This window comes from Polaromonas sp. Polasp52 (assembly GCF_059491565.1).
Window position 1 is genome coordinate 3,433,154 of the sequence record NZ_CP168513.1, and the last position, 24,390, is coordinate 3,457,543.

General features: G+C 64.8%; 29 protein-coding genes. 17 read left to right on the top strand and 12 right to left on the bottom strand.

The window, feature by feature from the left end; genetic code table 11:
* The first annotated feature begins 12 nt into the window (after positions 1-12).
* On the top strand, positions 13-468 hold the full coding sequence (locus tag ACEN9P_RS15960; protein WP_477662362.1) for a MaoC family dehydratase: 456 nt from the start codon (positions 13-15) through the stop codon (positions 466-468).
* Between the two features lie 21 nt (positions 469-489).
* Here ACEN9P_RS15960 and ACEN9P_RS15965 read toward each other — a convergent pair whose 3' ends face one another.
* From ACEN9P_RS15965 to ACEN9P_RS15975, 3 genes are all read right to left on the bottom strand, one after another.
* Positions 490-810 (bottom strand): hypothetical protein, encoded by a 321-nt coding sequence (locus tag ACEN9P_RS15965; RefSeq protein WP_477662361.1) that lies wholly within the window; start codon positions 808-810, stop codon positions 490-492.
* A 177-nt stretch (positions 811-987) separates the two neighbouring features.
* On the bottom strand, positions 988-1,464 hold the full coding sequence (locus tag ACEN9P_RS15970) for a tRNA (cytidine(34)-2'-O)-methyltransferase (protein ID WP_495619790.1): 477 nt from the start codon (positions 1,462-1,464) through the stop codon (positions 988-990).
* Positions 1,465-1,495: 31 nt separating this feature from the next.
* Entirely contained in the window at positions 1,496-2,284 is a 789-nt protein-coding gene (locus ACEN9P_RS15975) for a ComF family protein (protein WP_495619791.1), read from the bottom strand.
* A 50-nt stretch (positions 2,285-2,334) separates the two neighbouring features.
* Here ACEN9P_RS15975 and ACEN9P_RS15980 point away from each other — a divergent pair, with 50 nt between their 5' ends.
* The 8 genes from ACEN9P_RS15980 (at position 2,335) to ACEN9P_RS16015 (ending at position 8,950) form a co-directional block, all read left to right on the top strand.
* Positions 2,335-3,237 (top strand): methyltransferase domain-containing protein, encoded by a 903-nt coding sequence (locus tag ACEN9P_RS15980; RefSeq protein WP_477662379.1) that lies wholly within the window; start codon positions 2,335-2,337, stop codon positions 3,235-3,237.
* 175 nt (positions 3,238-3,412) lie between these two features.
* A complete protein-coding gene (locus tag ACEN9P_RS15985; RefSeq protein ID WP_083336811.1) occupies positions 3,413-3,913 on the top strand; it encodes a DUF2244 domain-containing protein in 501 nt (166 codons plus the stop codon).
* Between the two features lie 137 nt (positions 3,914-4,050).
* Entirely contained in the window at positions 4,051-5,226 is a 1,176-nt protein-coding gene (gene coxB / locus ACEN9P_RS15990) for a cytochrome c oxidase subunit II (RefSeq protein WP_477662378.1), read from the top strand.
* A gap of 91 nt (positions 5,227-5,317) precedes the next feature.
* Positions 5,318-6,952: a cytochrome c oxidase subunit I gene (gene ctaD, locus ACEN9P_RS15995; RefSeq protein ID WP_477700931.1), complete on the top strand. Its 1,635-nt coding sequence runs from the start codon at positions 5,318-5,320 to the stop codon at positions 6,950-6,952.
* A 26-nt stretch (positions 6,953-6,978) separates the two neighbouring features.
* Positions 6,979-7,092, top strand: coding sequence for a cytochrome oxidase small assembly protein (locus ACEN9P_RS16000; RefSeq protein ID WP_217631815.1), 114 nt, complete (start codon positions 6,979-6,981; stop codon positions 7,090-7,092).
* 41 nt (positions 7,093-7,133) lie between these two features.
* Complete coding sequence (locus tag ACEN9P_RS16005) at positions 7,134-7,745, top strand: cytochrome c oxidase assembly protein (protein ID WP_477662357.1); 612 nt, start codon at positions 7,134-7,136, stop codon at positions 7,743-7,745.
* Positions 7,742-7,957 (top strand): DUF2970 domain-containing protein, encoded by a 216-nt coding sequence (locus ACEN9P_RS16010; protein WP_074576540.1) that lies wholly within the window; start codon positions 7,742-7,744, stop codon positions 7,955-7,957. The genes ACEN9P_RS16005 and ACEN9P_RS16010 overlap by 4 nt, the downstream gene beginning before the upstream one ends.
* Before the next feature lie 75 nt (positions 7,958-8,032).
* On the top strand, positions 8,033-8,950 hold the full coding sequence (locus ACEN9P_RS16015) for a cytochrome c oxidase subunit 3 (RefSeq protein ID WP_413325275.1): 918 nt from the start codon (positions 8,033-8,035) through the stop codon (positions 8,948-8,950).
* 352 nt (positions 8,951-9,302) lie between these two features.
* On the opposite strand, the gene ACEN9P_RS16020 is transcribed toward ACEN9P_RS16015, so the two are convergent.
* Positions 9,303-9,536, bottom strand: a complete 234-nt coding sequence (locus tag ACEN9P_RS16020; RefSeq protein ID WP_477662356.1) for a twin transmembrane helix small protein — start codon at positions 9,534-9,536, stop codon at positions 9,303-9,305.
* An 18-nt stretch (positions 9,537-9,554) separates the two neighbouring features.
* On the opposite strand from ACEN9P_RS16020, the gene ACEN9P_RS16025 reads away from it, so the two are divergent.
* The 5 genes from ACEN9P_RS16025 to ACEN9P_RS16045 are packed head-to-tail and all read left to right on the top strand — an operon-like array spanning position 9,555 to position 13,771.
* Positions 9,555-10,316 carry an SURF1 family protein gene (locus tag ACEN9P_RS16025; RefSeq protein ID WP_495619792.1) on the top strand — a complete coding sequence of 254 codons (762 nt, stop codon included), beginning with the start codon at positions 9,555-9,557 and terminating at the stop codon, positions 10,314-10,316.
* A gap of 35 nt (positions 10,317-10,351) precedes the next feature.
* Entirely contained in the window at positions 10,352-11,029 is a 678-nt protein-coding gene (locus ACEN9P_RS16030; protein ID WP_495619793.1) for a redox-active disulfide-containing membrane protein, read from the top strand.
* Positions 11,030-11,068: 39 nt separating this feature from the next.
* Positions 11,069-12,193 (top strand): COX15/CtaA family protein, encoded by a 1,125-nt coding sequence (locus ACEN9P_RS16035; protein ID WP_477662354.1) that lies wholly within the window; start codon positions 11,069-11,071, stop codon positions 12,191-12,193.
* A 17-nt stretch (positions 12,194-12,210) separates the two neighbouring features.
* Positions 12,211-13,131 carry a heme o synthase gene (cyoE, locus tag ACEN9P_RS16040; protein ID WP_477662353.1) on the top strand — a complete coding sequence of 307 codons (921 nt, stop codon included), beginning with the start codon at positions 12,211-12,213 and terminating at the stop codon, positions 13,129-13,131.
* Between the two features lie 7 nt (positions 13,132-13,138).
* A complete protein-coding gene (locus ACEN9P_RS16045; protein ID WP_495619794.1) occupies positions 13,139-13,771 on the top strand; it encodes an SCO family protein in 633 nt (210 codons plus the stop codon).
* A gap of 9 nt (positions 13,772-13,780) precedes the next feature.
* On the opposite strand, the gene ACEN9P_RS16050 is transcribed toward ACEN9P_RS16045, so the two are convergent.
* From ACEN9P_RS16050 to ACEN9P_RS16060, 3 genes are all read right to left on the bottom strand, one after another.
* A complete protein-coding gene (locus ACEN9P_RS16050; RefSeq protein WP_495619795.1) occupies positions 13,781-15,493 on the bottom strand; it encodes a 7TM diverse intracellular signaling domain-containing protein in 1,713 nt (570 codons plus the stop codon).
* 297 nt (positions 15,494-15,790) lie between these two features.
* Complete coding sequence (gene rpoH / locus ACEN9P_RS16055; protein WP_007862907.1) at positions 15,791-16,753, bottom strand: RNA polymerase sigma factor RpoH; 963 nt, start codon at positions 16,751-16,753, stop codon at positions 15,791-15,793.
* Positions 16,754-16,973: 220 nt separating this feature from the next.
* Positions 16,974-17,747 (bottom strand): IclR family transcriptional regulator, encoded by a 774-nt coding sequence (locus ACEN9P_RS16060; RefSeq protein WP_477662350.1) that lies wholly within the window; start codon positions 17,745-17,747, stop codon positions 16,974-16,976.
* 95 nt (positions 17,748-17,842) lie between these two features.
* Here ACEN9P_RS16060 and ACEN9P_RS16065 point away from each other — a divergent pair, with 95 nt between their 5' ends.
* The 3 genes from ACEN9P_RS16065 to ACEN9P_RS16075 are packed head-to-tail and all read left to right on the top strand — an operon-like array spanning position 17,843 to position 20,474.
* Positions 17,843-18,814: a Bug family tripartite tricarboxylate transporter substrate binding protein gene (locus ACEN9P_RS16065; protein WP_477662349.1), complete on the top strand. Its 972-nt coding sequence runs from the start codon at positions 17,843-17,845 to the stop codon at positions 18,812-18,814.
* 44 nt (positions 18,815-18,858) lie between these two features.
* Complete coding sequence (locus tag ACEN9P_RS16070) at positions 18,859-19,542, top strand: RraA family protein (RefSeq protein ID WP_495619796.1); 684 nt, start codon at positions 18,859-18,861, stop codon at positions 19,540-19,542.
* Positions 19,539-20,474, top strand: coding sequence for an NAD(P)-dependent oxidoreductase (locus ACEN9P_RS16075; protein WP_495619797.1), 936 nt, complete (start codon positions 19,539-19,541; stop codon positions 20,472-20,474). The genes ACEN9P_RS16070 and ACEN9P_RS16075 overlap by 4 nt, the downstream gene beginning before the upstream one ends.
* Positions 20,475-20,484: 10 nt before the next feature.
* Here ACEN9P_RS16075 and ACEN9P_RS16080 read toward each other — a convergent pair whose 3' ends face one another.
* From ACEN9P_RS16080 to ACEN9P_RS16100, 5 genes are all read right to left on the bottom strand, one after another.
* Entirely contained in the window at positions 20,485-20,778 is a 294-nt protein-coding gene (locus ACEN9P_RS16080) for a hypothetical protein (protein ID WP_477700933.1), read from the bottom strand.
* A 69-nt stretch (positions 20,779-20,847) separates the two neighbouring features.
* Entirely contained in the window at positions 20,848-21,330 is a 483-nt protein-coding gene (locus ACEN9P_RS16085) for an Mpo1 family 2-hydroxy fatty acid dioxygenase (RefSeq protein WP_477662345.1), read from the bottom strand.
* Between the two features lie 100 nt (positions 21,331-21,430).
* Positions 21,431-22,405 (bottom strand): Bug family tripartite tricarboxylate transporter substrate binding protein, encoded by a 975-nt coding sequence (locus ACEN9P_RS16090; protein ID WP_074576576.1) that lies wholly within the window; start codon positions 22,403-22,405, stop codon positions 21,431-21,433.
* A gap of 21 nt (positions 22,406-22,426) precedes the next feature.
* The gene (locus tag ACEN9P_RS16095; protein WP_477662344.1) at positions 22,427-23,452 is read right to left on the bottom strand and encodes an Ldh family oxidoreductase; all 1,026 of its coding nucleotides are present in this window, start codon (positions 23,450-23,452) and stop codon (positions 22,427-22,429) included.
* Complete coding sequence (locus ACEN9P_RS16100) at positions 23,452-24,378, bottom strand: hydroxyacid dehydrogenase (protein WP_477662343.1); 927 nt, start codon at positions 24,376-24,378, stop codon at positions 23,452-23,454. Before ACEN9P_RS16100 ends, ACEN9P_RS16095 begins: the two co-directional genes overlap by 1 nt.
* Positions 24,379-24,390 lie beyond the last annotated feature (12 nt).

A 24,390-nucleotide genomic window follows, 5' to 3' on the forward strand; every position in this document is an offset into this window, starting at 1 on the left:
TACAGTGGCGGCATGAGAATCTTCGCAACATTGGCCGAGCTGGCCGCCTGCACCGGCCAGGAAGTCGCCGTCAGCGACTGGATCACCATCACCCAGCAGCAGGTCAACCTGTTTGCCGAAGCCACGGGCGACCACCAGTGGATACACGTCGACGTGGAAAAAGCCGCCGCCGGGCCCTTTGGCGGGCCTATCGCGCACGGCTTTTTGACCTTGTCGCTGCTGCCGCGCTTTTTTGAGTCCTCCTTTGACATCACCGGCTCGCGCATGGGCGTGAACTACGGGCTCAACAAGGTGCGCTTTACCGCGCCGGTGCCGGTGGGCAGCCGCCTGCGGGCGCGCATGAAGCTGCTGGCGGCCGAGGCGATAGACAACGCCGGCATGCAGATGAACTGGGAAGTGACGGTGGAGCGCGAGGGCTCGCCCAAGCCAGTGTGCGTGGCCGAGTCGCTGGTGCGGCGCTATCCCTGAGCGGTCGGGGAGTTCGGGCGCCTAGATGCGCAGCAGCTGGCCGGCCGGCAGCCAGCCTTCAAACACCTCGATCAGGCTGTTGATGCGTTCTGCCGCCTCGCTCTGGCTGTGCGTCTGGGCGATGCACTGGTGCAGGTCGCTGCGCAGCAGCCACAGCTCGGCCGGCGTCTTGGCAACATTGACTTTGTAGATAAGCCGCTGGGTGCGCATGTCGCGGCAGTCGTGCAGCAAGGCCAGCAGGCTTTCGCGGATCTGTTCCACCGGCACGCGGTTGACCGGCCGCCCCGAATCGGAAAAAGCGGGCGCCGCAAGGCCCAGAATACGCTGGATAACCGTGTTCACAGAAGGCTCCTGCCAGTCTTGTGAACTGGGCGATGGGGAAGGGGTAAGGCTGGGATGGCCGGGTATCGGCATCCGCTCGCTTAAGTTTGAGGGACGAATAATAGGGTTTTTACCTAGTTTCTGGCAAGGAATTTGGGCCGGTCCCAGGTTGGCCAGCGTCAGGCCGTCAGCCCTTCGTCAGCCTTGCGCCGCGCCGGCAAAGCCGTTTTGCCGCCAGGCCTCGAACACCGTGACGGCCACGCTGTTGGACAGGTTCAGGCTGCGCTGGCCGGGCCGCATGGGCAGTTTCAGGCGCTGGCCCGGGGCGAACGATTCCCGCAGTTCGGGCGCCAGGCCGCGGGTTTCCGCGCCAAACACCAGCCAGTCGCCGGGCAGGAAGCGCGTCTCATACAGGCTGGCCGAACCCCGGGTGGTCATGGCAAACAGGCGGTCTGCGGGTGGTTGCTCACTTTCGAGCAGGGCCTGCCAGCTGGCATGGCGCAGCAGCTGCGCGTACTCGTGGTAGTCCAGGCCGGCGCGGCGCATGTGTTTGTCGTCCATGGAAAAGCCCAGCGGCTCCACCAGGTGCAGCCGGCAGCCGGTATTGGCCGCCAGCCGGATCACATTGCCGGTGTTGGGCGGGATTTCGGGTTCGACCAGGACGATATTGAACATGCGGGAGAGCGGTAAGGCGGAGCCCGGGATTCTAGGCGGGGGCGGTTCTGGCAAACACCACAGCGGTGATATGCGCGGCGCCCGCATCGCGCAAAGCCTGGGCAGCGGTGTACATCGAGGCACCGCTGGTCATCACGTCGTCGACCAGCAGCACGCGCCGGCCTCGCAGTTCCGCTGCGCGCAGCGGGTCGACCTGGAAGGCGCCTTTGACATTGGCCAGCCGCTCCCGGCGCTTGAGCTGGCTTTGCGGGCGGGTGTGCCGCACGCGCAGCAACAGCTGGGCGTCGGTACGGGCGGCGGTGTGCGTCTGCCGGACCAGCGCCGCACACAGCTCCCAGGCCTGGTTGAAGCCGCGTGCCTGCAGGCGCTGGGCCGACAGCGGTATCGGCAGCAGCCAGTCCTTGGGCCCCAGTTCGGCCAACACATGTGCCAGGCCGGGCGACTGCAGCAGCAGGCCCGCAAAAAAGCCGGCCCAGCCGTGCCGCTCGCCGAATTTGTAGCCGGCGACCAGCGTGGACCAGGGGTAGGCGTAATCAACGCCGGCGAAGGCGCGGTCCAGCGGCGGCGGCTCGACGGCGCAGGCGCCGCACAAGGGCGGGCCGGCTCGCAAGCCCATGGAAAGGTCGGCCGGCAAGGCCAGCGCGCAGCGGGTGCAGCGCGCCTGTGCTTGCGCGAAGCGGGCCACGCAGGGCTCGCACACCTGGCGTGCGGGCCAGCCGCGGCAGACCGCGCACTGGCTGGCGATTCCCGTGTTGAAGCCGCGAGCAAAGCCGCTCCAGCGGGGCAGGAATGCGGAAGGAGCAAGCAGGCGTGTGAACACCGTGCCAATATACTCGCCTACCTTTTGAGCGAGACGCCTTGCCTTCTTCCATGACCCCCACCGAGCGCCCGCCCACGCTGGACCCGATCGCCGTCAGCCGCTGGGAGCGCAGCGCGCCCCTGGCCTCGCCCTGGCTGCATGAGGAAGTGGCGCGCCGCATGATGGACCGCCTGCAGTGGATCAAGCTGCAGCCCCAGAGCTGGGTGCACTGGGGCGCGCTGCGCGGCGGGCTGCAGGCCCATGCGCAGCTGGCCAAGACCTACCCGGGCGCCACGGCCTTTGTGCTTGAGAACAACCCGCAGCGCACGCGCGAGGCGATGAAGGGCCTCGTGCAGCCATGGTGGACGCCGCGGCGATGGACGGCCGCCCCCGTGCGTTTTGAAGCGCCGCCGCCCGGCAGCGCCGACATGCTGTGGGCCAATATGGCGCTGCATGAATCGGCCGACCCGCAGGCCTTGCTGGCGCAATGGCGCGAGGCGCTCAAGGTCAACGGCTTCCTGATGTTTTCATGCTTGGGCCCGGACACCGCGAAGGAGCTGCGCGAGGTCTACGCGCAACTGGGCTGGCCGCCTGCGGGCCATGAGCTGACCGATATGCACGATTGGGGCGACATGCTGGTGCAGACCGGTTTTGCCGAGCCGGTGATGGACATGGAGCGCATCACGCTGACCTATGCGACGCCCGCGCGCCTGCTGCAGGACCTGGCCGAGCTGGGCCGCAACTTCCACCCCGCGCGTTTTCCCGCGCTGCGCGGGCGTGCCTGGAAGGCCAGGCTGGAGGAGGCGCTGGCCCGCCACCTCGTCAAGGGCGAGGATGGGCGTTTGTCCCTGACCTTTGAGGTCATCTACGGCCACGCGCTGAAGGCGCCGCCCAAGGTCAAGGTCAGCGCGCTCAGCGCGGTGTCGGTGGCCGACATGCGCAGCATGCTGCAGGGCGGGCGGCCCGGCGCCTGAGCGCTGGGGCTGTTGCGCGGGCGCCCATACGGCCCGCCGCGAGGGCTGATTTGGGGGCTTTTTCAGGGGAACGGCAGGGCAAACCGGCTACAATTCAACACAGATTTTGGGGATGTTCCCAAGCCTCGCGCGGCCCGTGCCCGGCATGGACCGCTGTTTTTTTGGGGGTTGCCGCATGCTGCAGCCAACGCCAGCGTTTCGTTTTGCCACCTCGCCCGCTCAGGGTACCCACAGCCACGATGCTGTGCTGTGGCTTCTCAAGCGTCACTGTTCACTCACCCCGGCCCAGCTCGGGTGGCTTTACGTGTCGCTGTGCGGCGTTTCGCTGGGGATTGCGGCATTCTTCTGGGCCCAGGGCGCCACCATGGTGATGCCTTTTGCCTGGGCTGAATTGCTGGCGGTGGGCGCGGCCTTTGTGGTGTATGCCCGCCATGCGGGGGATGGTGAAAAAATCGTCCTCGAAGGCGGGCAGCTGGTGGTGGAGCTTGAAACGGCGGGGCGCACCGAGCGCGCGGAGTTCAACCGCGAATGGGTGCGCATCGAACCCAAGGATGGGGATGGTTCGCTGATTGAAGTGTCGGGGCAGGGGCGGTCGGTGCAAGTGGGGCGGCATGTGCGGCCCGAGCTGCGTCCCGCGCTGGCCCGCGAGATACGGATGGCGTTGCGGGGCGGTTGAAGAGGCGCTGAAAGTCTCGCGTCAGTTCAGGTGCGGCGGGGGGACCCGCCGCTAACTTTATAATCAGCCGGTTAATTTGGTCGGTAATTGAAGCAGAAAAAGTGATCACGATGAACGTAAGCAACACCATGAGCAAAATGACACGGCTTGGCATGCAGCATGCAGGCGCAATTCTGGTATCTGCGGCCGCCTGGGTCAGCACCGCCGCTTACGCCGTCAATGACCTTCAGGGCGGCCCCGCCGTCAACCAGCTGAACCTGCACCCGGCCGTGACCAAGATCGCCGAAGAACAGCAGTGGCTGCACTGGTTCATGATGGCCATCTGCCTCGTGATCTTCGTGGCGGTGTTCGGCGTGATGTTTTATTCCATCCTGAAGCACCGCAAGTCGGTGGGCCACAAAGCGGCCAACTTCCATGAGTCCACCGCCGTGGAAATCGCCTGGACCATCGTTCCCTTTCTCATCGTGATCGGCATGGCGCTGCCCGCCACCAAGGTGCTGGTCGCCCAGAAGGACACCACCGGCGCCGACCTGACCATCAAGGCCACCGGCATCCAGTGGAAATGGGGCTACGACTACATCAAGGGCGAAGGCGAAGGCATAGGCTTTGTCTCCACGCTCGACAACACCCACCGCGAAATGTCCGACAACGGCGGCCCCAAGGCCGGCGAGGCGCCCGACAACTACCTGCTCAAGGTCGACAACCCGCTGGTTGTTCCCGTCAACAAGAAAATCCGCATCATCACCACCGCCAGCGACGTGATCCACGCCTTCGCGGTGCCGGCCTTCGGCATCAAGCAGGATGCGATTCCCGGTTTTGTGCGCGACACCTGGTTCCGTGCCGAAAAGCCGGGCGACTACTACGGCCAGTGCCAGGAGCTCTGCGGCAAGGAACACGCCTACATGCCCATCCACGTGAAGGTCGTCTCCGCCGCCGACTACAGCGCCTGGGTCGCCGTCAAGGCCAAGGAAGCCGCCGCCAAGGCCGATGACCCGACCAAGGTCTGGACCCTCGTCGACCTGAAGGCCCGCGGCGAAAAGGTTTATGCCGCCAACTGCGCCGCCTGCCACCAGCCCAACGGCAAGGGCGCCGGCCCGATCAAGCCGCTGGACGGCTCGGCCATCGTGCTCGACGCCGACCACAAGAAACAGATTGCCACCGTGCTCAACGGTGCCGCCGGTGGCGCGATGCCGTCGTGGAAGGCTTTGAGCGACACCGATCTCGCGGCTGTTATCAGCTACACCAAGAACAACTGGTCCAACCAGACCGGCCAGATCGTCCAGCCCGCCGAAGTGCAGGCCGCCCGCAAGTAAGCCGATCCGCCCCACGACCAGAATCCGCCGGCGCCTTGCGCGCCGGCCGCCAAGATAAAGCTACAGGCCAAAGCCACCAAAGGAAGCCAAGATGAGTGCAGTTCTAGACCATCACGACCACGCGCACGACGACCACCACGACCACGCCCCGGTGGGCTGGCGCCGTTGGGTCTTCGCGACCAACCATAAAGACATCGGAACGCTCTACCTGCTGTTCAGTTTCTTCATGTTGATGTTCGGCGGCGTGCTGGCCTTGCTGATCCGCGCCGAGCTGTTCCAGCCCGGCCTGCAACTGGTCAACCCCGAACTGTTCAACCAGCTCACCACCATGCACGGCCTGATCATGGTGTTCGGCGCCATCATGCCTGCCTTCGTGGGCTTCGCGAACTGGATGATTCCGCTGCAGATCGGCGCGGCCGACATGGCTTTCGCCCGCATGAACAACTTCAGCTTCTGGCTGATGATCCCCGCCGGCATCATGCTGGCCGGCTCCTTCTTCATGCCCGGCGGCGCGCCCGCCGCGGGCTGGACGCTCTACGCGCCGCTCACGCTGCAAATGGGCCCGTCCATGGACGCCGGTATTTTCGCGATGCACATCCTGGGCGCCTCGTCCATCATGGGCTCGATCAACATCATCGTGACCATCCTGAACATGCGCGCTCCCGGCATGACGCTGATGAAGATGCCGATGTTCTGCTGGACCTGGCTGATCACCGCCTACCTGCTGATCGCCGTGATGCCCGTGCTGGCAGGCGCCATCACCATGACTCTGACCGACCGTCACTTCGGCACCAGCTTCTTCAACCCCGCCGGCGGCGGCGACCCGGTGATGTACCAGCACATCTTCTGGTTCTTCGGCCACCCCGAGGTCTACATCATGATCTTGCCGGCTTTCGGCATCATCAGCCAGATCATTCCGGCCTTCTCGCGCAAGCGCCTGTTCGGCTACGCCTCCATGGTGTACGCGACCGGCTCCATCGCCATCCTGAGCTTCGTCGTGTGGGCGCACCACATGTTCACCACCGGCATGCCGGTCACGGGCCAGCTGTTCTTCATGTACTCCACCATGCTGATCGCCGTGCCCACGGGCGTGAAGGTGTTCAACTGGATCGCCACCATGTGGCGCGGTTCCATGACCTTTGAAACCCCCATGCTGTTCGCGGTGGGCTTCATCTTCGTGTTCACCATCGGCGGCCTGACGGGCGTGATTCTGTCGGTCGCGCCGATCGATATCCAGCTGCAGGACACGTATTACGTGGTGGCCCACTTCCACTACGTGCTGGTGGCCGGTTCGCTCTACGCGCTGTTTGCCGGCTACTACTACTGGTCGCCCAAATGGACCGGCGTGATGTACAACGAAACCCGCGGCAAGATCCACTTCTGGTGGTCGCTGATTTCCTTCAACGTGACCTTCTTCCCAATGCACTTCCTGGGCCTGGCCGGCATGCCGCGCCGTTATGCCGACTACCCCATGCAGTTCGCCGACTTCAATGCCGTGGCCAGCGTGGGCGCCTTCTTCTTCGGCTTCGCGCAGCTTTATTTCTTCCTGTTCATCGTGGTGCCCACGATGCGCGGCAAGGGCGCACCGGCCAAGCAGAACCCCTGGGTCGACGAAGGCGGCAAGGGCGCCGAAGGCCTGGAGTGGGAAGTCCCGTCCCCCGCGCCTTTCCACACCTATGAAACCCCGCCCAAGCTGGATGCCTCGGCAACCCGCGTGATCGGCTGATTCAAACTCCTAATCGGTCAACCGCCATGACGACACCTGAGCAAAAGAAAAGCAACCTGAGGCTGGCCCTGATACTGGCCTCGGTCGCGTTGGTCTTTTTTCTGGGCTTCATGGCCAAGATGATTTTCCTGGCGCACTGAACCGGTCCGTCCGGCACCAGGCTCAAAGCGATACCACTGTGATGCGGCTCAAGCGCGAAAACTTCAAGATGATGGGCAAGCTGGGCGTGATCGTGCTCGGCATGTTCGCCTTCGGTTATGCGCTGGTGCCGCTTTACAAGGCGATTTGCGAGATGACCGGCATCAACGTGCTGGCCCTGTCCGACCGTCAGATTCCCGGGGCGACTTCCAGCCTGCCGGCCAATACCCAGGTGGACTTCAGCCGCACCATCACCGTCGAGTTCGACGCGAATTCGCGCGGCCCCTGGCAATTCAAGCCCGCGACAAACACGCTGCAGGTGCATCCCGGCGAGCTGACCACGGTGATGTACGAATTCCAGAACGTGCAGAACCGGACCATGTCAGCCCAGGCCATTCCCAGCTACGCGCCCGCGCAGGCCGGCGCCCACTTCAACAAGCTGGAATGCTTCTGCTTCAGCCAGTACACCCTGGCGCCCGGCGAGAAAAAGCAGTGGCCGGTGGCCTTTGTCATCGACCCGAAGCTGTCGAAAGACGTGAGCACCATCACGCTGTCCTATACTTTTTTTGAAGTCGGCGGCAAGACGCCGGCCGCACCGGCCACGCCCAAGGCGACGACGGCCGCCGCGGTACCTGAAAAACAGGCAGGCGCATGAGCAGCATGGCCGCCGCACCCGCCAAAAAACCTTCCTTCTGGCGCACGGTCAAGGCCGTGGCCTGGTCTTTCGTGGGGCTGCGCGCGCGCGGCGATTACGAGGAAGACGTGAAAAATTTGAACCCCCTCCACATCATTGTGGTCGGGCTGATCGCCGTGGTGGTATTTGTCGCAGTCCTGGTGCTGCTGGCGAAGTGGATGGTCGCGCGCTGAGGCCGCATCCGCCAGCGCATCACGGTGTGAATTAAAAGATTATTGGAAATTCGAGAGAAAAACAGGAGTCCAGCGATGTCATCAGCAACCCACGGGTCTACCCCCCACTATTTCGTTCCCAGCCCATCGAGCCATCCGGTGATGGCGTCTATCGGCCTGTTTTTTGTCATTCTCGGTGCCAGCCAATGGATCAACGGCCACGACTGGGGCAAATGGTCGGTGGCCTTCGGCATGATCTGGTGGCTGACGACGCTGTACCGCTGGTTCAGCCAGTCCATCGCCGAAAGCGAAGGCGGCATGTACGGCCGCAAGATCGACATGTCCTTCCGCTGGAGCATGAGCTGGTTCATCTTCTCGGAAGTGATGTTCTTCGGCGCCTTCTTCACCGCCCTGTGGTGGGCCCGCGCGCACTCGCTGCCCGCGCTGGGCAGCCTGGACAACGCGCTGCTCTGGCCCGACTTCAAGGCCGTCTGGCCCAGCCTGGCCGCCGGCGTGACCGCTTCCCCCGCTGACATCATCGAGCCATTCACCGCCATGAAGCCGCTGGCCATTGGCGGCGGCATCTGGGCCAGCATCATGGGCTCCCTGCCGACGGTCAACACCGCGCTGCTGCTGAGCTCCGGCGTCACCATCACCATCGCCCACCATGCGCTGATCGAAGGCAAGCGCGCCCGCACCATCGCCTTTATGTGGGCCACGGTTCTGCTCGGCGTGGTCTTCCTGTTCGTGCAGGGCTATGAGTACTTCCATGCCTACCATGAGATGAACCTGAAGCTGTCGTCCGGCGTGTACGGCTCGACCTTCTTCATGCTCACGGGTTTCCACGGCTTTCACGTGTTCGTCGGCATGCTGATGCTGCTGTTCATCACGCTGCGCCTGCAAAAAGGCCATTTCACGCCTGAAAAGCACTTCGGCTTTGAAGGCGCCGCCTGGTACTGGCACTTTGTGGACGTCGTTTGGCTGGGCCTGTACATCCTGGTGTACTGGCTGTAAGAACCTGTTCGCGGCCTAAACGGGGCCGCGCAAGTACCTTCTCGGGATGGGATGCAAGGCGCGGTGCGACGCCCATAGTTCACCTATGGGCTAGCGCCGCAACGCCGCAGACCGCCCGAGAAGGCACTTGCCCTCCGGGTTGGGGTGAAATCGGGCGATTGAGCCACCCGAGCCCTTGCATGGGCATTAGCCCATGCGGCGTTCCCGGTCGGCCCACTCATCCCGATTGCACCCCAACGCGGCCCCGTTTAGGTCGTGAACAGGTTCTTTGGAACCAATCGCGGCCCAGGCCGCTCAACCAAAGGCCGCTTGATGCGGCCTTTGTTCTTTATTTCGCCACCTGGCGTGACGTTTATTTGCCCGCGGGAATACCGGTGGGCTGTATGTAACCGAGCTTCCACGCAATCAGAATGCAGATGAACAGCAGCACAGAGAACCCGATACGGAAGGCCAGCGCGCGCGCCATATTGCTGGCTTTGCGCTTGCCGTCCTTGTTGTCGCCGCTGCTGCCCCTGAGCATGAAAAAAAGCGCGGAAGCCAGGCTGGCCAGGATGGCGATAAACGCCAGTGCAACGAGGTAGTTCATGAACAGGATTATCGGCGCATGACACCGGCTTTGCATTCCCCGCGCTTCTGGCTGCTGACCGCGGCCGCCGTGCTGGTGGCCGGCACCACCTTCTCGCTGGGGCAGTGGCAGCTGCGCCGTGCCGCGCAGAAGGAAGCCCTGCAGGCCGCCGTCGAGTCCAAGGGCCGCCTGCCCGCGCTCGATGCGCGCGCGCTGCTCGCGGTCCCGAACATGGCGGATGAGATACACCGGCCGGCCGTGCTCAAGGGCAACTGGCGGCCGGAACACACGGTCTACCTCGACAACCGGCCCATGGCCGGCAAGACCGGTTTTGTGGTGCTCACGCCGCTGGTGCTGGAAGGCAGCGCCCAGGCCATCGTGGTCCAGCGCGGCTGGGTGCCGCGCGATTTCGCCGACCGCACGCGCCTGCCGCAGGTGGCGACGCCCACCGGCAGCGTCACCGTGGAGGGCCGTATCGCCTCGCCACCTTCCAAACTTTATGAGTTCCAGGGCATAGAGACCGGCCGGATACGGCAAAATCTTGACTTGCCGGCCTACCGGGCGCAAACCGGCCTGCCGCTGCTGGAGGTTTCCCTGCTGCAGACCGGCGCGGCCAGCGAAGGCCTTCTGCGCGAATGGGCTGCCCCGAATCTCGGCGTCGACAAGCACTACGGTTATGCCTTCCAGTGGTTCGGCCTGTGCGCCCTGGTGAGCATTCTTTATGGCTGGTTTCAGCTGGTTCTTCCTTTCCGTGCCCGTATCCACTCACGCCGCCCAACAAGCCGCGATCAACTGCCGTGACCACTACGCCTGACACCTCCCCCAACTCTGCCACTGTGCCCGCCTCACAGGACCAGCCCCTGGGCCTGACCGTGCACACCATGCCCGTGCTGGACCAGTCCAGCACGCGCGAGCCGAACACCGTCGCCGGCCGCTGGAAGATGCTGGCCGTGCTGCTGGTGTGCGCCGCCCCGGTGGTCGCCTCCTATTTCACCTACTACGTGGTCCGGCCTGAAGGCCGCCGCAATTTCGGCGAACTGATAGACCCGCAGCGTCCGCTGCCGCCGCTGGCCACGCGCGCGCTTGACGGCCGCACCGGCACGCTGACGGCGCTCAAGAACCAGTGGCTGCTGATCAGCGTGGCCGGCGGCGCCTGTGATGCGCGCTGCGAACAGAACCTGTATTTCCAGCGCCAGCTGCGCGAGTCGCTGGGCAAGGAAAAAGAGCGCGTGGACCGCGTCTGGCTGGTCGCCGACGACGCGCCCGTGCGCGATGCGCTGCTGCCGGCACTGGCCTCCTCGGCCGTGCTGCGCGTGGCACCGGCCGAACTGGCGCAGTGGCTGGAGCCCGCCGCCGGCAAGCGCCTGGAAGACCACCTCTACCTGGTCGACCCCATCGGCAATTTGATGATGCGTTTCCCGGCCGACATGGATACCGCCGCCGCGGCCAAGGCCAAGCGCGACCTGGAGCGCCTGCTGCGCGCCTCGAGCAGCTGGGACAAGGAGGGTCGTTAAACCGGCGAAGCCGGCTTAACGCCTGTCTCACATCACACCATGTCCAGTACCGCCCTTTACGACCTGAGCCCCGCCCTGCGCCTGATGATCATGGGCCTGGTGGTCGCGCTCGGGCCGCTGGCCTGGGTCTGGGCGCACAACAAGAACGCGCCGGTGGCGCAGCGCCTGCGCGTGCTGACGCTGGTCACGCTGTTCCTCACTTTTGACTTGGTGATCTTCGGCGCCTTCACCCGGCTCACCGATTCGGGCCTCGGTTGCCCCGACTGGCCGGGCTGCTACGGCAGCGCGAGCCCGGTGGGCGCGCAAATGCATATCGAGGCCGCGCAGACCGCGATGCCGACCGGGCCGGTCACGCATTCGAAAGCCTGGATCGAGATGGTCCACCGCTATCTCGCGACGGGCGTCGGTGTGCTGATCCTCACGCTCACGGTGACCAGCTGGCTGGAGCGCAAGCGCATAGCCGTCTCGCCCTGGTGGCCCACTGTCACCTTGGTGTGGGTGTGTTTGCAAGGCGCTTTCGGTGCGCTCACCGTCACCATGAAATTGTTCCCCGCCATCGTCACCCTGCATTTGCTGGGCGGCCTGGTGCTGCTGGCTTTGCTGCGCGCGCAATCGCTGCGTTATGCCGGGCTGCAGGCGCCGCCGGCCCAGGGTTTGGGCAAGGGCCTGCGCCTGGCCGCGCTGGCCGCGTTTGCCTTGCTGTGGCTGCAGATCGCCCTGGGCGGCTGGGTCAGCACCAATTACGCGGTGCTGGCTTGCACGGACTTTCCGGGCTGCCAGAACTCGCTGTGGCCGGCCATGGACTTTCGCCAGGGTTTCACGCTGTGGCGCGAGCTGGGCGCGGGCCATGACGGCGCCAACATCAGCTTCCAGGCGCTCACGGCCATCCACTATGTGCACCGCCTCACGGCCTACCTGGTGTTTGCCGTGTTCCTCGTGCTGGCTTTCTTTCTGCACCGCCTGCCGGCGTTTCGCGCGCCCGCGCGCTGGCTGGCCGGGCTCATCGTGCTGCAGGCCGTGACCGGCATCAGCAACGCCGTGCTGGGCTGGCCTTTGCTGGCCGCCGTCATGCACACCGGTGGCGCCGCGGCCCTGGTCATTGTGCTCGGCGGCGTGGTCTTTTCCGGCCGCGGCGAGCCCCGGCGCCACATGCGTCAAAATTGAAGGTCTAGCGACTCCCCATGAACCCCAGTACCCCGTCCGCCGCCCCGGCTTCCGCCGCGCCCCACGTTCCGTCGAAGTTCGCGCAGTTCTATGCGCTGACCAAGCCGCGTGTGGTGCAGCTCATTGTGTTCTGCGCGCTGATCGGCATGGTGCTGGCCGTTCCCGGCGTTCCCACCTGGCCCGACGTCAGGCTCGCGCTCATCGCCTGCGCCGGCATCTGGCTGGTTGCCGGGGCCGCCGCGGCCTTTAACTGCCTGGTCGAGCAGCATATCGACGCGCGCATGCGCCGCACCGCCTGGCGTCCCACGGCCAAGGGCGAGCTCAGCAACCCGCTCACGCTGGCCTTTTCGGCCGCGCTGTGCGCGCTGGGCTCCTGGATCCTGTACGTGTGGGTGAACCCGCTCACCATGTGGCTGACCTTTGCCACCTTCATCGGCTATGCGGTGGTCTACACCGTGATCCTCAAGCCCATGACGCCGCAGAACATCGTGATCGGCGGTGCCTCGGGCGCCATGCCGCCGGTGCTGGGCTGGGCCGCGATGACGGGCTCGGTCGGCCCCGAGGCGCTGATCCTCTTCCTGATCATCTTCCTCTGGACGCCGCCGCATTTCTGGGCGCTGGCGCTGTACCGCGTCGAGGATTACCGCAAGTCCGGCCTGCCCATGCTGCCCGTCACCCACGGCAACGCCTTCACGCGCCTGCAGGTATTTTTGTACACGCTGGTGCTGTTTCCGGCCTGCCTGATGCCTTTCATCTTCAAGATGAGCGGCTGGCTTTACCTGGTGGCCGCCGTGGCGCTGAGCATGGGCTTTAGCTGGTACGGCTGGCGCCTGTGGCGCAACTATTCCGATGCGCTGGCGCGCAAGACATTCCGCTTTTCGCTGATCCATCTTTCGGCCTTGTTCGCGGCACTGCTGCTGGACCACTACCTTGTCTGAATCCCGTATGAAAACCCCAAACACCTTGCCGCCCACGCGCCGCGGCGCGATTCGAACCCTGGCCGGCGGCGCCGCGCTCGCGGCCACGGCCTGCCTGCTGGCGGCCTGCGCGCCCGACAAGCCGCAGTTCAAAAGCATAGACCTGACCGGCGCCGACTATGCGCAGGGCTTCACGCTGGCCGACCACAACGGCCAGGTGCGCACGCTCAAGGATTTCCCCGGCAAGGTGGTCGTGGTCTTCTTCGGTTTCACGCAGTGCCCCGACGTCTGCCCGACCTCCATGGCCGAGCTGGCCCAGGTCAAGAAGCTGCTGGGCCCCGACGGCGACAAGCTGCAGGCCATCTTCATCACCGTCGACCCCGAGCGCGACACGCCCGAGCTGCTCAAGGCCTATATGGGCAACTTCGACCCGGGCTTCCTGGCACTGCGCCCCACCATGGCCCAGTTGCCGGAAGTCGCCAAGGACTTCAAGGTCTATTACAAAAAGGTCGACGGCAAGACCCCCGGCAGCTACACCATGGACCACTCCGCGGGCAGCTATGTCTTTGACGGCAAGGGCCGCATACGCCTGTACAACCGTTATGGCGGCGGCGCGGAAATGCTGGCGTCCGACATCCGCCTGCTGCTGAAGAACTCCTGAGCAGCCCGGTTAAAAATTCACCGTCTTGATGGACTTGCGCGTGTTGGCCGGCATCTCGCGCAGGGACTTGAGCATGTAAGCCACATGCAGCGCGGCGTCCGGCTGCGCGCCGCACTGCGCGTCCGGCACCATGGCGATCGCGACGTGCAGCTTCAGGTGCGAGCCCACGGGCAGTAAATCGGATGGCTGCAGCGCGCGCGCCACCAGCTGGGTGGCCGCGGCCACGGCCTGCGCGGCGGTCACCGGCCCTTCTATCAACAAGGCAAACTCGCTGTCGCCGACGCGCGCGGCGATGTCGATGTCGCGCGCGAGTTTGCGCAGGCAGGAACCTGCCAGCACCAGCGCGTAGTCGGCAATCTGCCGCCCGTGCTCCCTGGCGAACCAGCCATGGTTGGAGAGCTCGATCATCAGCAGCGCGCTGCGGTGCCCGTAGCGGCTGGAGCGCAGCAAGGCCTCCTGCAGCCGCGCCTCGAAGGTGTGCAGGTTGCTCAGGCCGGTGAGCGGCTCGGTTTGCGCCAGCGCCGCGGCGCGCGCCCGGGCTTCGCGGCGCTGCGCGCCCCGCCGCAACAGGCCGTAAAACAGCAGCGGTGTTTCCAGCGCCGCGCCCAGGGTGAGGCCATACTGGGTGAGGAAGCTGATCGGGATCAGGCCCAGGTCGCGCAGTATGGGAAAGGGCACCGCGACCGCGACCGGCACAAAGCCCAGCGCGATCCAGCGCATGGTGGGCTCGCCGCCTCGCCAGGCGATGAACACCATGACGCAGATCAGCACCAAGGCCGCGACGATCAGGGCCGTGACGGCGATAAAGCCCGCGCGTGTCGGCAGCGCTGTGTCCAGCAGCGTCAGCAGCGCCAGCACGGTGATCAGCCTGAGCGACAGCCAGTCCAGCACGGCCGAGAACTGGCGCGGGCGGGTCACCACACGGGCAAACCAGAGGCCGCTGCAGGTTGCCAGCACCGGCAGCAAAAAGGCCGAAAGGTCGTTCCAGGTCGGCCAGTCCGGCCAGAGGTATTGCCCGCCTATGCCCAGCAACGCGGCCTGCGCCGCCGCCAGCGCGCCGATGTAAACGGCATAGGCGGCGAAACTCCTGTCCCTGAATGCCACGGCATTGGCGGCGGCCACCAGGGCCATCAGCAGCGCCAGGCCGAAGTAGGCGCCCAGCAGAAACTGCTCCTGCATGCGCTGCGCCAGCAGGGCAGGGTGCTTGTAGATGTAAAGAGGCGCTGAAAACGGCCTGCGCGCCTGCTCTATGCGTATGAAATAGGTGACCGGCCGCGTCTGCTCGCTGTCCAGGTCGAAGACCGGAAAGCGGTCGGGGCGCGGCCACTGGTTCACCGGGATTTTGTCGCCCGCCTTTTGTTCGACCCAGTTCCCGGCGGCGTCGCGGTAATGCAGGCTCACGCGGTCCACGCCGGCGCTGCTCACTTCCAGCGCCCAGCGCTGCGACAGGTCGGGCTGCATGGCGTTAAAGCGTACCCACATCACCTTGCCCTCCAGCATGGCGGTGTGGCCGGCCGGCCGCATCGCAAACGGCAGGTCGTACTCCCAGGCTTCCACCTGTTCCAGCACGGCCTTGCCGGTCACGTCGATCCAGAACTGGCTGTGTTCGGCCAGTTCGATCTGGCCGTCGGGCGCGTTGAGCTGAAGCACCGGCAGCCGCGCGTCGGCGCCTGGCTGCGCCCATCCCGGCATGGCCGCACCCAGCAGGTACGCCGCCAACATTCCCCGGAAACAACCCACGGAGAAAACAGGGAAGAGGGCGCGCATGAACCGCTGAACACGCCTTGGCAGGCCTGAAAGCGCGTTAAGGATCAGCACAAATTCATTGTGCGACTATGCGTAACAAATTGCGTTTTAAATTTGCGTTGGTGCGTGCGAGCAACTGCAATTTAGTGCAGCAAATCACGCTGCAGGCCGTATTGAGAGTGCCGAAAGTGTTTTCAGGCAACACGCGCCCACAAAAAAGCCCGCAGTTTTGACGCTGCGGGCTTTGCGAAGAACGCGGTGGGTGAAAGCGCTTCAGGCGTAAGCGGCCAGCACCTTCTTCATTTTCTTCATGGCCGCCACTTCGATCTGGCGGATCCGTTCGGCGCTGACCTTGTACTCGGCGGCCAGGTCGTGCAGCGTCATGCCGCCCGAACCGTCGTCGTTCACCTTGAGCCAGCGCTCTTCCACGATGCGGCGGGCGCGCGGATCCAGTTCTTCCAGCGCGGCCGTGATGCCGTCCGAAGCCAGGTTGTCGCGCTGGCGCGATTCCATCAGCGCGGTCGGCTCCTGCGTCGCGTCGGCCAGGTAGGCGATGGGGCCGAAAGCGTCCTCGCCGTCATCACCGGGACTGGGGTCCAGCAGCACGTCGCCGCCCGACATGCGCTGCTCCATCTCTATGACTTCCTCGCGCTTGACGTTCAGCGTCTTGGCCATGGAGTCGATCTGGCCTTCGGTCAGCGTGTCGCGGTGCGTCGCCACGTCGGCGTCGTCCTTGAAACCCTGCTTCATGGAGCGCAGGTTGAAAAACAGCTTGCGCTGGGCCTTGGTCGTGGCGACCTTGACCATGCGCCAGTTCTTCAGGATGTACTCATGGATCTCGGCTTTGATCCAGTGCATGGCATAGCTCACCAGGCGCACATTCTGGTCCGGGTCGAAGCGCTTGACGGCCTTCATCAGGCCGATATTGCCTTCCTGGATCAGGTCGCCGTGCGGCAGGCCGTAGCCCAGGTATTTGCGCGAAATCGACACCACCAGGCGCAAGTGAGAGAGCACCAACTTACCGGCCGAGTCCAGATCGTTGTTTTCCTTGAGGTTTTTGGCGTATTCCTGCTCCTGCTCCAGGGTGAGCATGGGCAGGCGATTGACGGCGGAAATGTAAGCGTCCAGGTTGCCCAGTGGGGGAACCAGCGACCAAGGGTTGACGGCTGCGACGGCGCCCGATTGGGGCACGGCCACGGCAGCGGTCAGCGATTGGGGGGAAAGAGCATATGACACTGCAGAACTCCTTTTCTCTAGTGCTAAATATTAGCACTCTGTTAGAGAGAGTGCTAAGCAATAGGTTCAATGACTCGGATAGCGCAAGGCTAATAAGTGAAAACCCTTGGTCCCCAGTATGAGCGCGATGCCCGGGGTTTGGTTCGGGCGCTTTGGTTTCCGGGATGTAAATGCGGGTAATTCTTCCAATTACCAGATGGGCCAGATGCAGCAAACAATCCTAGGGATGCCACGCGGCCGGGGTCCCTGCCGTCCCGGGACCGGGTTTGCGGCTTCCCGCCAGCGCATAGGACAGCTGGTTGGCCGCCCGGATCACGGTTTGGGCCAGCTCTTTCAGGCGCGGCTCCGTCAGGCGCGAGGTCGGCCCTGAAATACAGACCGAGCCCAGCAGCCGCCATCCCATGCTGAACACCGGCGCCGACACGCTGGACACCTCCGGCTCACGTTCGCCCAGCGACAGGTGGTAGCCGCGCTGGCGGATCGTTTCATAGGGCTCGCCGGGCTCACCCGAAAAAGCCAGGATCACCCGGCCCGGCGCGCCCAGGTCCAGCGGCAGCCCGATGCCGACACGCACGTGGTGGCGAATGGTGCGCGGCCCGTCAACCCGGGCCAGGCAAGTGCGCTGGTTGCCTTCGCGCACATAAAACGAGGCGCTTTCGCCGGTTTCTATGGTGAGTTCCCGCAGCACGGGTTCCACCACTTCATGCACGTTGAAGGTCGCCTGGTAGCAGGCGCCCAGCCAGCCGGCGGCCCGGCCCAGCCGCCAGCTGCCGTCTTCCTTCTGCACCAGGTAATGGTCCGTCGCCAGCGTGCGGGCGATGCGCAGCGCCGTGGTCTTGTGCATGCCGGTGCGGCGGCTTAACTCGGCCAGGGTCAGCTGGGCATCGCTGGTGCCGAAGGCCTCCAGCAGCCGCAGCGCGCGGGTGACGGCGCTGACACCCGTGGATTCTTCTTCTGCGGCCGGGCCAGGGGTGTTGGGCGGGGATGCGCTCATGACATGAACCTTGTTGCGACAGATGAAACTGTATTTTAACAAACGGAACGCTGCATGACAATTTGCGGGCGAGTTCATAACAACGGAGACATTTCATGATTTTTCTGCGCCGCAGCTTGCTGGCTGCCTTGCTTGCCATGCTGGCGATACCCGCACTGGCCCAGCAGGCCTACCCCAACAAACCGATACGCCTGGTCGTGCCTTTCCCGGCGGGCGGGGGCACGGACATCATTGCGCGGGAGGTGGCCCAAAAGCTGTCCACCACGCTGGGCTGGACTTTTGTGATCGACAACAGGCCGGGCAGCGGCGGCAACCTGGGTGTGGACACCGCGGCCAAGGCGGCCCCCGACGGTTACACGCTGGCGCTGGGGCAAACCAGCAACCTGGCCATCAACCCCGCGCTTTACAGCAAGATGCCCTATGACCCGGTCAAGGACCTGGCGCCGGTCGGCCTGGTGGCCAGTGCGCCGCTGGTGCTGGTGGTGGCCGCCGATTCACCCTACAAAACGCTGGCCGACGTGGTCAATGCCAGCAAGGCCAAACCAGGGTCCCTCAACTTCGCATCCCCCGGCAACGGCACCGTGGCCCACCTAGCCAGCGAGTTGTTGCAGAAGACGGCGGGGGTCAAATTCATCCACGTGCCGTACAAAGGCATGGCCCAGGCGGCAACCGACGTCATAGGCGGCCAGGTGCAGCTGTATATGTCATCGGTGCCCACGCTGCTGGGCCACATCAAGAACGGCAAGATGCGCGCCATCGCCGTCACGTCCCTCAAGCGCGTGGACGACCTGCCGCAGGTGCCGACGGTGGCCGAGTCGGGCTACAGGGGTTTCGAGGCGGTGACCTGGTTCGGCGTCGTGGCGCCCGCGGCCGTGCCCAAAGACATCGTGCTGCGCCTGAACACCGAACTCAACAAGGCGCTGCAAACCGCCGACGTCAAGAAAAAACTCGGTGACCAGGGCGCCGCCGTGCTGGGTGGAACACCTGAACAGTTGGGCGCGCTGATCAAGGCGGAAATCACGCGCTGGGCACCAGTCGTCAAAGAGTCCGGCGCCAAGCTGGATTGAGAACGCCAGGCAAGTTTTCCAACACTTCCTTATTGAACACATCCATGAACCAGCGCAACATCATTAAAAACTTCGACCGCGTACCCGCCGACATCGTCGCGCAGGCCGCGCAATACCAGCCCGCCATCCTGGCCGACGTGGCGGGCCGGCGCGGCGCGCTGCACGGCCGCATCAAGGCCCTGCGCCCGCGCATGAAGTTCGCCGGCACGGCTTTCACCGTCGAGGTCCGCCCGGGCGACAACCTCATGATCCATGCCGCCATGGCGCTGGCCCGGCCGGGCGACGTGTTAGTGATTGACGGCAAAGGCGACCAGACCAGCGCGCTCATGGGCACCATCATGATGACGGCATGCCGTCAGCTGGGACTGGCCGCTGTGGTGATCGACGGCGCGGTGCGCGACAGCCTGGAGATCGACGAGATGGACTACCCGGTGTTCTCGGTCGGCACCAATCCCAACGGCCCGACCAAGCAGGCGGGCGGCCGCATCGGCCATCCGGTGTCGGTGGGCGGTGTAACGGTCAATCCCGGCGACTTCATCAGCGGCGACGGCGACGGCGTGGTCGTGGTCGAGCGCGAAAAGATTGAATCGCTGCTGCCGCTGGCGGCGCACAAGGTGGCGGCCGAGGCCAAACGCATCGCCCAGATCAAGGAAGGCAAAACCAGCGCGCCCTGGCTGAATGAGTCATTGGTGGCCGCCGGCGTGCTGCAGGCAGGGGAAAGCCTGTGAGCGCCAAGCCCGCCATCCTGGTCACCGCCGCCGACCTGGCCCCCCAGGCGCTGGCCTTGCTCGAGGACTTTGAGGTGGTCTACGCCGGCAGGGCGCCGCAGGTGGCCGACCTGGTGGCCCTGTGCCAGCGCCACAACCCGGTGGCCATCATCGTGCGTTACAGCAGCATCACGCTCGAGGTCATGGATGCCGCGCCGGCCCTCAAAGTCATCTCCAAACATGGCAGCGGCACGGACACCATTGACAAGGCGGCGGCCGCCGCGCGCGGCATTGAAGTCACCGCCGCCGTGGGCGCCAACGCGGCCGCGGTCGCCGAGCAGGCGCTGGCCCTGTTGCTGGCCTGCGCCAAGTCGGTGGTCCAGCTCAACAGCCGCATGCACGCGGGCCACTGGGACAAGGCCACACATAAGAGCGTAGAGCTGGGCGGGCGCAGCATAGGCCTGATCGGCCTGGGTGCCATAGGCCTACGCTTCGCGAAGATGTGCGACGCCATGGGCATGCGCGTTCTGGGGTTTGATCCTTTTGCCAAAAACCTGCCGGCCTATATTCAGCCCGTTGACCTGGACACGCTCTGGCGCGAGTCCGACGTCATTTCCCTGCACTGCCCGTTGACGGCCGACAACAAGCAGTTGCTGAACGCGAACACGCTGGCACAGTGCAAAAAAGGCGTGATCGTGGTGAACACCGCGCGCGGCGGCCTGGTTGACGAGCCCGCGCTGCTGGCGGCCGTGCAGTCGGGCCAGGTCGGCATGGCCGCGCTCGACAGTTTTGCGGTGGAGCCCATGACGGCGCCGCACATCTTCCACCATCAGCCCGGTTTCATCCTGAGCCCGCACATAGGCGGCGTCACCAGCGATGCTTACGTCAACATGGGCGTCGCCGCCGCGAACAACACGCTGGCGGTGCTGCGGCAAAAGCCCAGCGCGCCTTGACGGCAGGGATTTAAGGCAGGCGCTTGTCGTTACGCACTTCGCGTACTTCGACATCCACGACATCGTCGGTGCGCGCCGTGTTGCCGGCCTCACGGCCTGCGCCGCCCGGCCACATGCCCTGCGGCGAGTAGCGCTGGAAGCGGCCAAACACCATGGCCGGTGCCGGCTTGCGGCCGGTGACCAGGGACTTCAGCAGGCTCAGCACCACGACGATCAGCGCGGCCGCCAGCAGGCTGAGGGCAAACACCGCCGCAAACAGGCCCAGCACCAGTTTGAGGAAAAAACGCAGAATTTTGCTGATCAAGCGAAACACCTGTGAAAAGGTTTAAACCTCCCACATGGAGGCGAAAGGCGCTTTTTCAAGCTGGATGCATCACCAGCGTATGCCCAGCTTGCCGAACAGCTTGCTCAGCACGAACAGCGGGCCGACCCAGAGGTACTGGATGTCTTCGAAAAACGAGGGCTTTTTGCCTTCTATCTTGTGGCCTATGAATTGCAAGATCCAGGCGCCCACAAAAATGGCGATGCTGAGCGGCAGTACCAGCGGCCCCATGGCGAACACCAAGCCCAGGAACAGCACCGACCAAACCGCCATGGTCATGAAGAACACCGCCGACAGACGGGCGTAGTACACCATGCTGGCCGCGACAAAGGCATAGGCCACATAGGGATGCAGCGCAAACAGCATGCCGACCAGGCTCAGCATGATGAGGGGAATGGCGATGAAGTGAATCAGCTCGTTGCGCGGGTTCTGGTGGCTTTCGCCGTAATGCGCGAGCAACTGGTCGACTTTGCGGGCTTCGGCCGGTGCGCCGGCAGTGTTGGGGGTGTCGTGTGTGTCCGCCGTGTTGTCCATGTCTGTCTCCTTTGGGAAAAAAGGCGCAATCAGCGCCTTTTTCTTCCACTTTAATACAGCCGCGGTGTTTTACAAAGCCGGGCACGGCGCCCGGGCGACATCAGGTGGGCGTGATTTTCGCGGTCTTGATAATCCGGCTCCAGCGGTCTATTTCGCTTTTCAGGAAGCGGCCGAACTCGTCTGAGCCCTTTTGCGAGACACGAAAGCCTTGCTGCTTGGCGCGCTCTTCCACTTCGGCGCTGTACATGATCTTGATCATCTCGCGCGAGAATTTGTCCACGATGTCATCCGGTGTCTTGGCCGGGAGCATGGCGCCTGTCCAGTTTTCGACAAAGAGGCCAGGCATGCCCGCTTCCAGGGCGGTGGGAACATCGGGAACTCCCGGGTGCCGGCCCAGGCTGCAGATGGCGATCGCGCGCAGCTTGCCGCCTTTGACGTGAGCGATCGATTCTGGATAGTTGGAAAAGACCACGTCCAGCTGGCCGCCAATCAGGTCGACCATCGATGGCGCGCCACCACGGTAGGGTACATGGATCATCTTCGTTTTGTTCAGTTCGTTGAACAAAGCCATGGTCAGGTGCGCCGGTGTGCCGTTGCCGCTCGAGCCCGCGCTCAGTTGCTTGGTTTTGGACACCGCCATCAGGTCCTTGAAGTCCTTGATCGGGCTGGCGGTGGGGACAACCACCAGCATCGGCGAATTGGCCAGCAGGGCGACGGGACGCAAATCCTTGGTCAAGCTGTAGGGCGCGTTGGGATAGAGAGAAACGTTAGCGGCATGCGTCAACGTGATGGCGAGCACCGTATTGCCGTCGGGCGCTGATTTGGCGACCTGTTCCGCGCCAATCTGCGCGTTTCCGCCGGCCTTGTTTTCGACAATCACGGAGGTCTTCCACGCTTCGGAGAGCTTTTGGGCAACCGTGCGGGCCATCATGTCGGTCAGGCCGCCGGGCGTAAACGGAACCACATACTTGATGGTGCTGCCCGGTTTGGGAAAGGTCTGCTGGGCCAGCCCCAGGCCCGGAACGCCCGTCAGGGCTGCACCTGCTGATGCCAATACGATGTCACGACGCTTCATGCCAATCTCCTTGAGTTTTAACTAAACAACTGATCCCTCACTGACTAACTGATCCAATTGAAACTTGAGCGCGTCGGGGATGGTGATCCCCGCCTGCTGTGCCTTGGCTTCGAGCGCGATGCGCCGCGCGCCGGCCAGGCGCACGCCGTCGTCCTGCAGCATTTCGGCGATCAGGGTTTCCATGCGCTCAAAGTAGCTGTCGGCGCCGGCCAGGGCGCCCGGGTCTATCAGGATAAAGGCCTGGCCTATGCGCGGCTGGTTGCCTTCATCGACAAAAAAGGAGGATGCCTCAAAAGAAAAGCGCGCGCCTATCACGGCGGTGACAAGCAGCTCCACGACCAGCGCCAGCATGGAGCCCTTGGGGCTGCTCACCGCGCCCAGCGGCAGCATGGAGCCTTCCAGCGCCGCCTGCGCGTCGGTGGTGGGCCGGCCCTCGGTGTCCAGTGCCCAGCCCAGCGGAATCGGCTTGCCTTCCTTGGCGGCCAGCATGACCTTGCCGCGCGCGACCTCACTGAGCGAGAGGTCGACCATCAGCGGGTCGGCATCACGGCGCGGAAAGATCGCGGCCAGGGGATTGGTGCCGAACACCGGGTGTTTGCCGCCGGCCGCCGGCATGGCCGCCGGCGCGTTGGCAAAACCCAGGCCCACCAGGCCGGCATCGGCCGCGGCGCGCAGATGGTCTATCAATACGCCGCAGTGGTGGCTGTTGGTGATGCCCACAAAACACACGCCCATCTCGCGCGCTGTCGTGATGGCCGTGGCAATCGCCAGGTCGCAGGCCGGAAAGGCCAGGCCTTGCCCGGCATCGACCAGCACCGTCGCGCCTTTTTTCCGCGCCACCACGGGCACGGCCTGGCCGTCGGCGCGGCCGTTGCTCAGGTGGGTGGCGTATTGCGGCACGCGGCTCAGGCCATGCGAGGCCAGGCCTTGCGCGTCCGCGCGGACCAGCGCCTTCGCGGTGCTCAGCGCCATTTCTTCGGACGCGCCCGCGCAGCGCAGGGCCTGCGCGCCGAGGCGGGTGGCTTCTTCAAGGGACAAATGGGCCATCAGCTCAGACTCTCCAGAACTTTTTCTGCGACCATGAACGATACACGTTCATTCGATTGTGTGCTGACGCCCGAAATATGCGGGGTCAGCACCAAGTTGGGGCAATCCTGCAGCGACGCCGTCGCGGGCAGGGGCTCCACATCGAAGACATCGATGGCCGCGCCGCCCAGCCGGCCGTCCCTGAGGGCTGCGGCCACGGCTGCCAGGTCCACGATATGCCCGCGCGAGGTGTTGACCAGCACGGCGCCCTTTTTCATGCGGGCAATGCGCTCGGCGTTGAACAGGCCGCGTGTGGAGTCCACCAACGGCACATGCAGCGTGACGGCGTCCGCGCCGGCGATGAGCTCATCGAGCGCGGCGTAGCGCACGCCGGCCTGCGCGAAGACCGGCGCATCGGGCGCCAGCATGGCGTCGTAAGCGATCACTTGCATGCCCAGGCCCCGCGCCAGGCGCGCCGTGGTCTGGCCTATGGAGCCGAAGCCTATGATGCCCAGCGTTTGCCCGGCGGTCTCGCGCCCGTTGCCCAGCGCCGCGCGCGGCCACTGGCCGGCGGCCACCGCCGCGCTGGAGGCAAAGGCGCCGCGCAGCAGCAGCATGGTGCTGGCGATCACGTATTCGGCCACGCTGAGCGCATTGGCGCCGGTGGCCGGGATGACCTTGATGCCCCGGGCTTCGCAGGCCGGGACATCGATGTTGTCCAGGCCCACGCCCAGCCGGCCCACCACCTTGCAGCGCGTGAGCGCGGCCAGCAGTTCGCCGCGCACCTGGGTCAGGTTGCGCACGACCAGCACGTCGGCCGTCGCCGCCTCGGCCCGCAGGCGGGCCGCATCGCCCACCAGCTGCGGGTCGTAGAGCACCTCATGCGCCGCCGCAAGCCGCGCCACGGCGCGCTCGTCCATGAATTCACAGATGACTATGCGCGCCATGCGTCCTCCGCT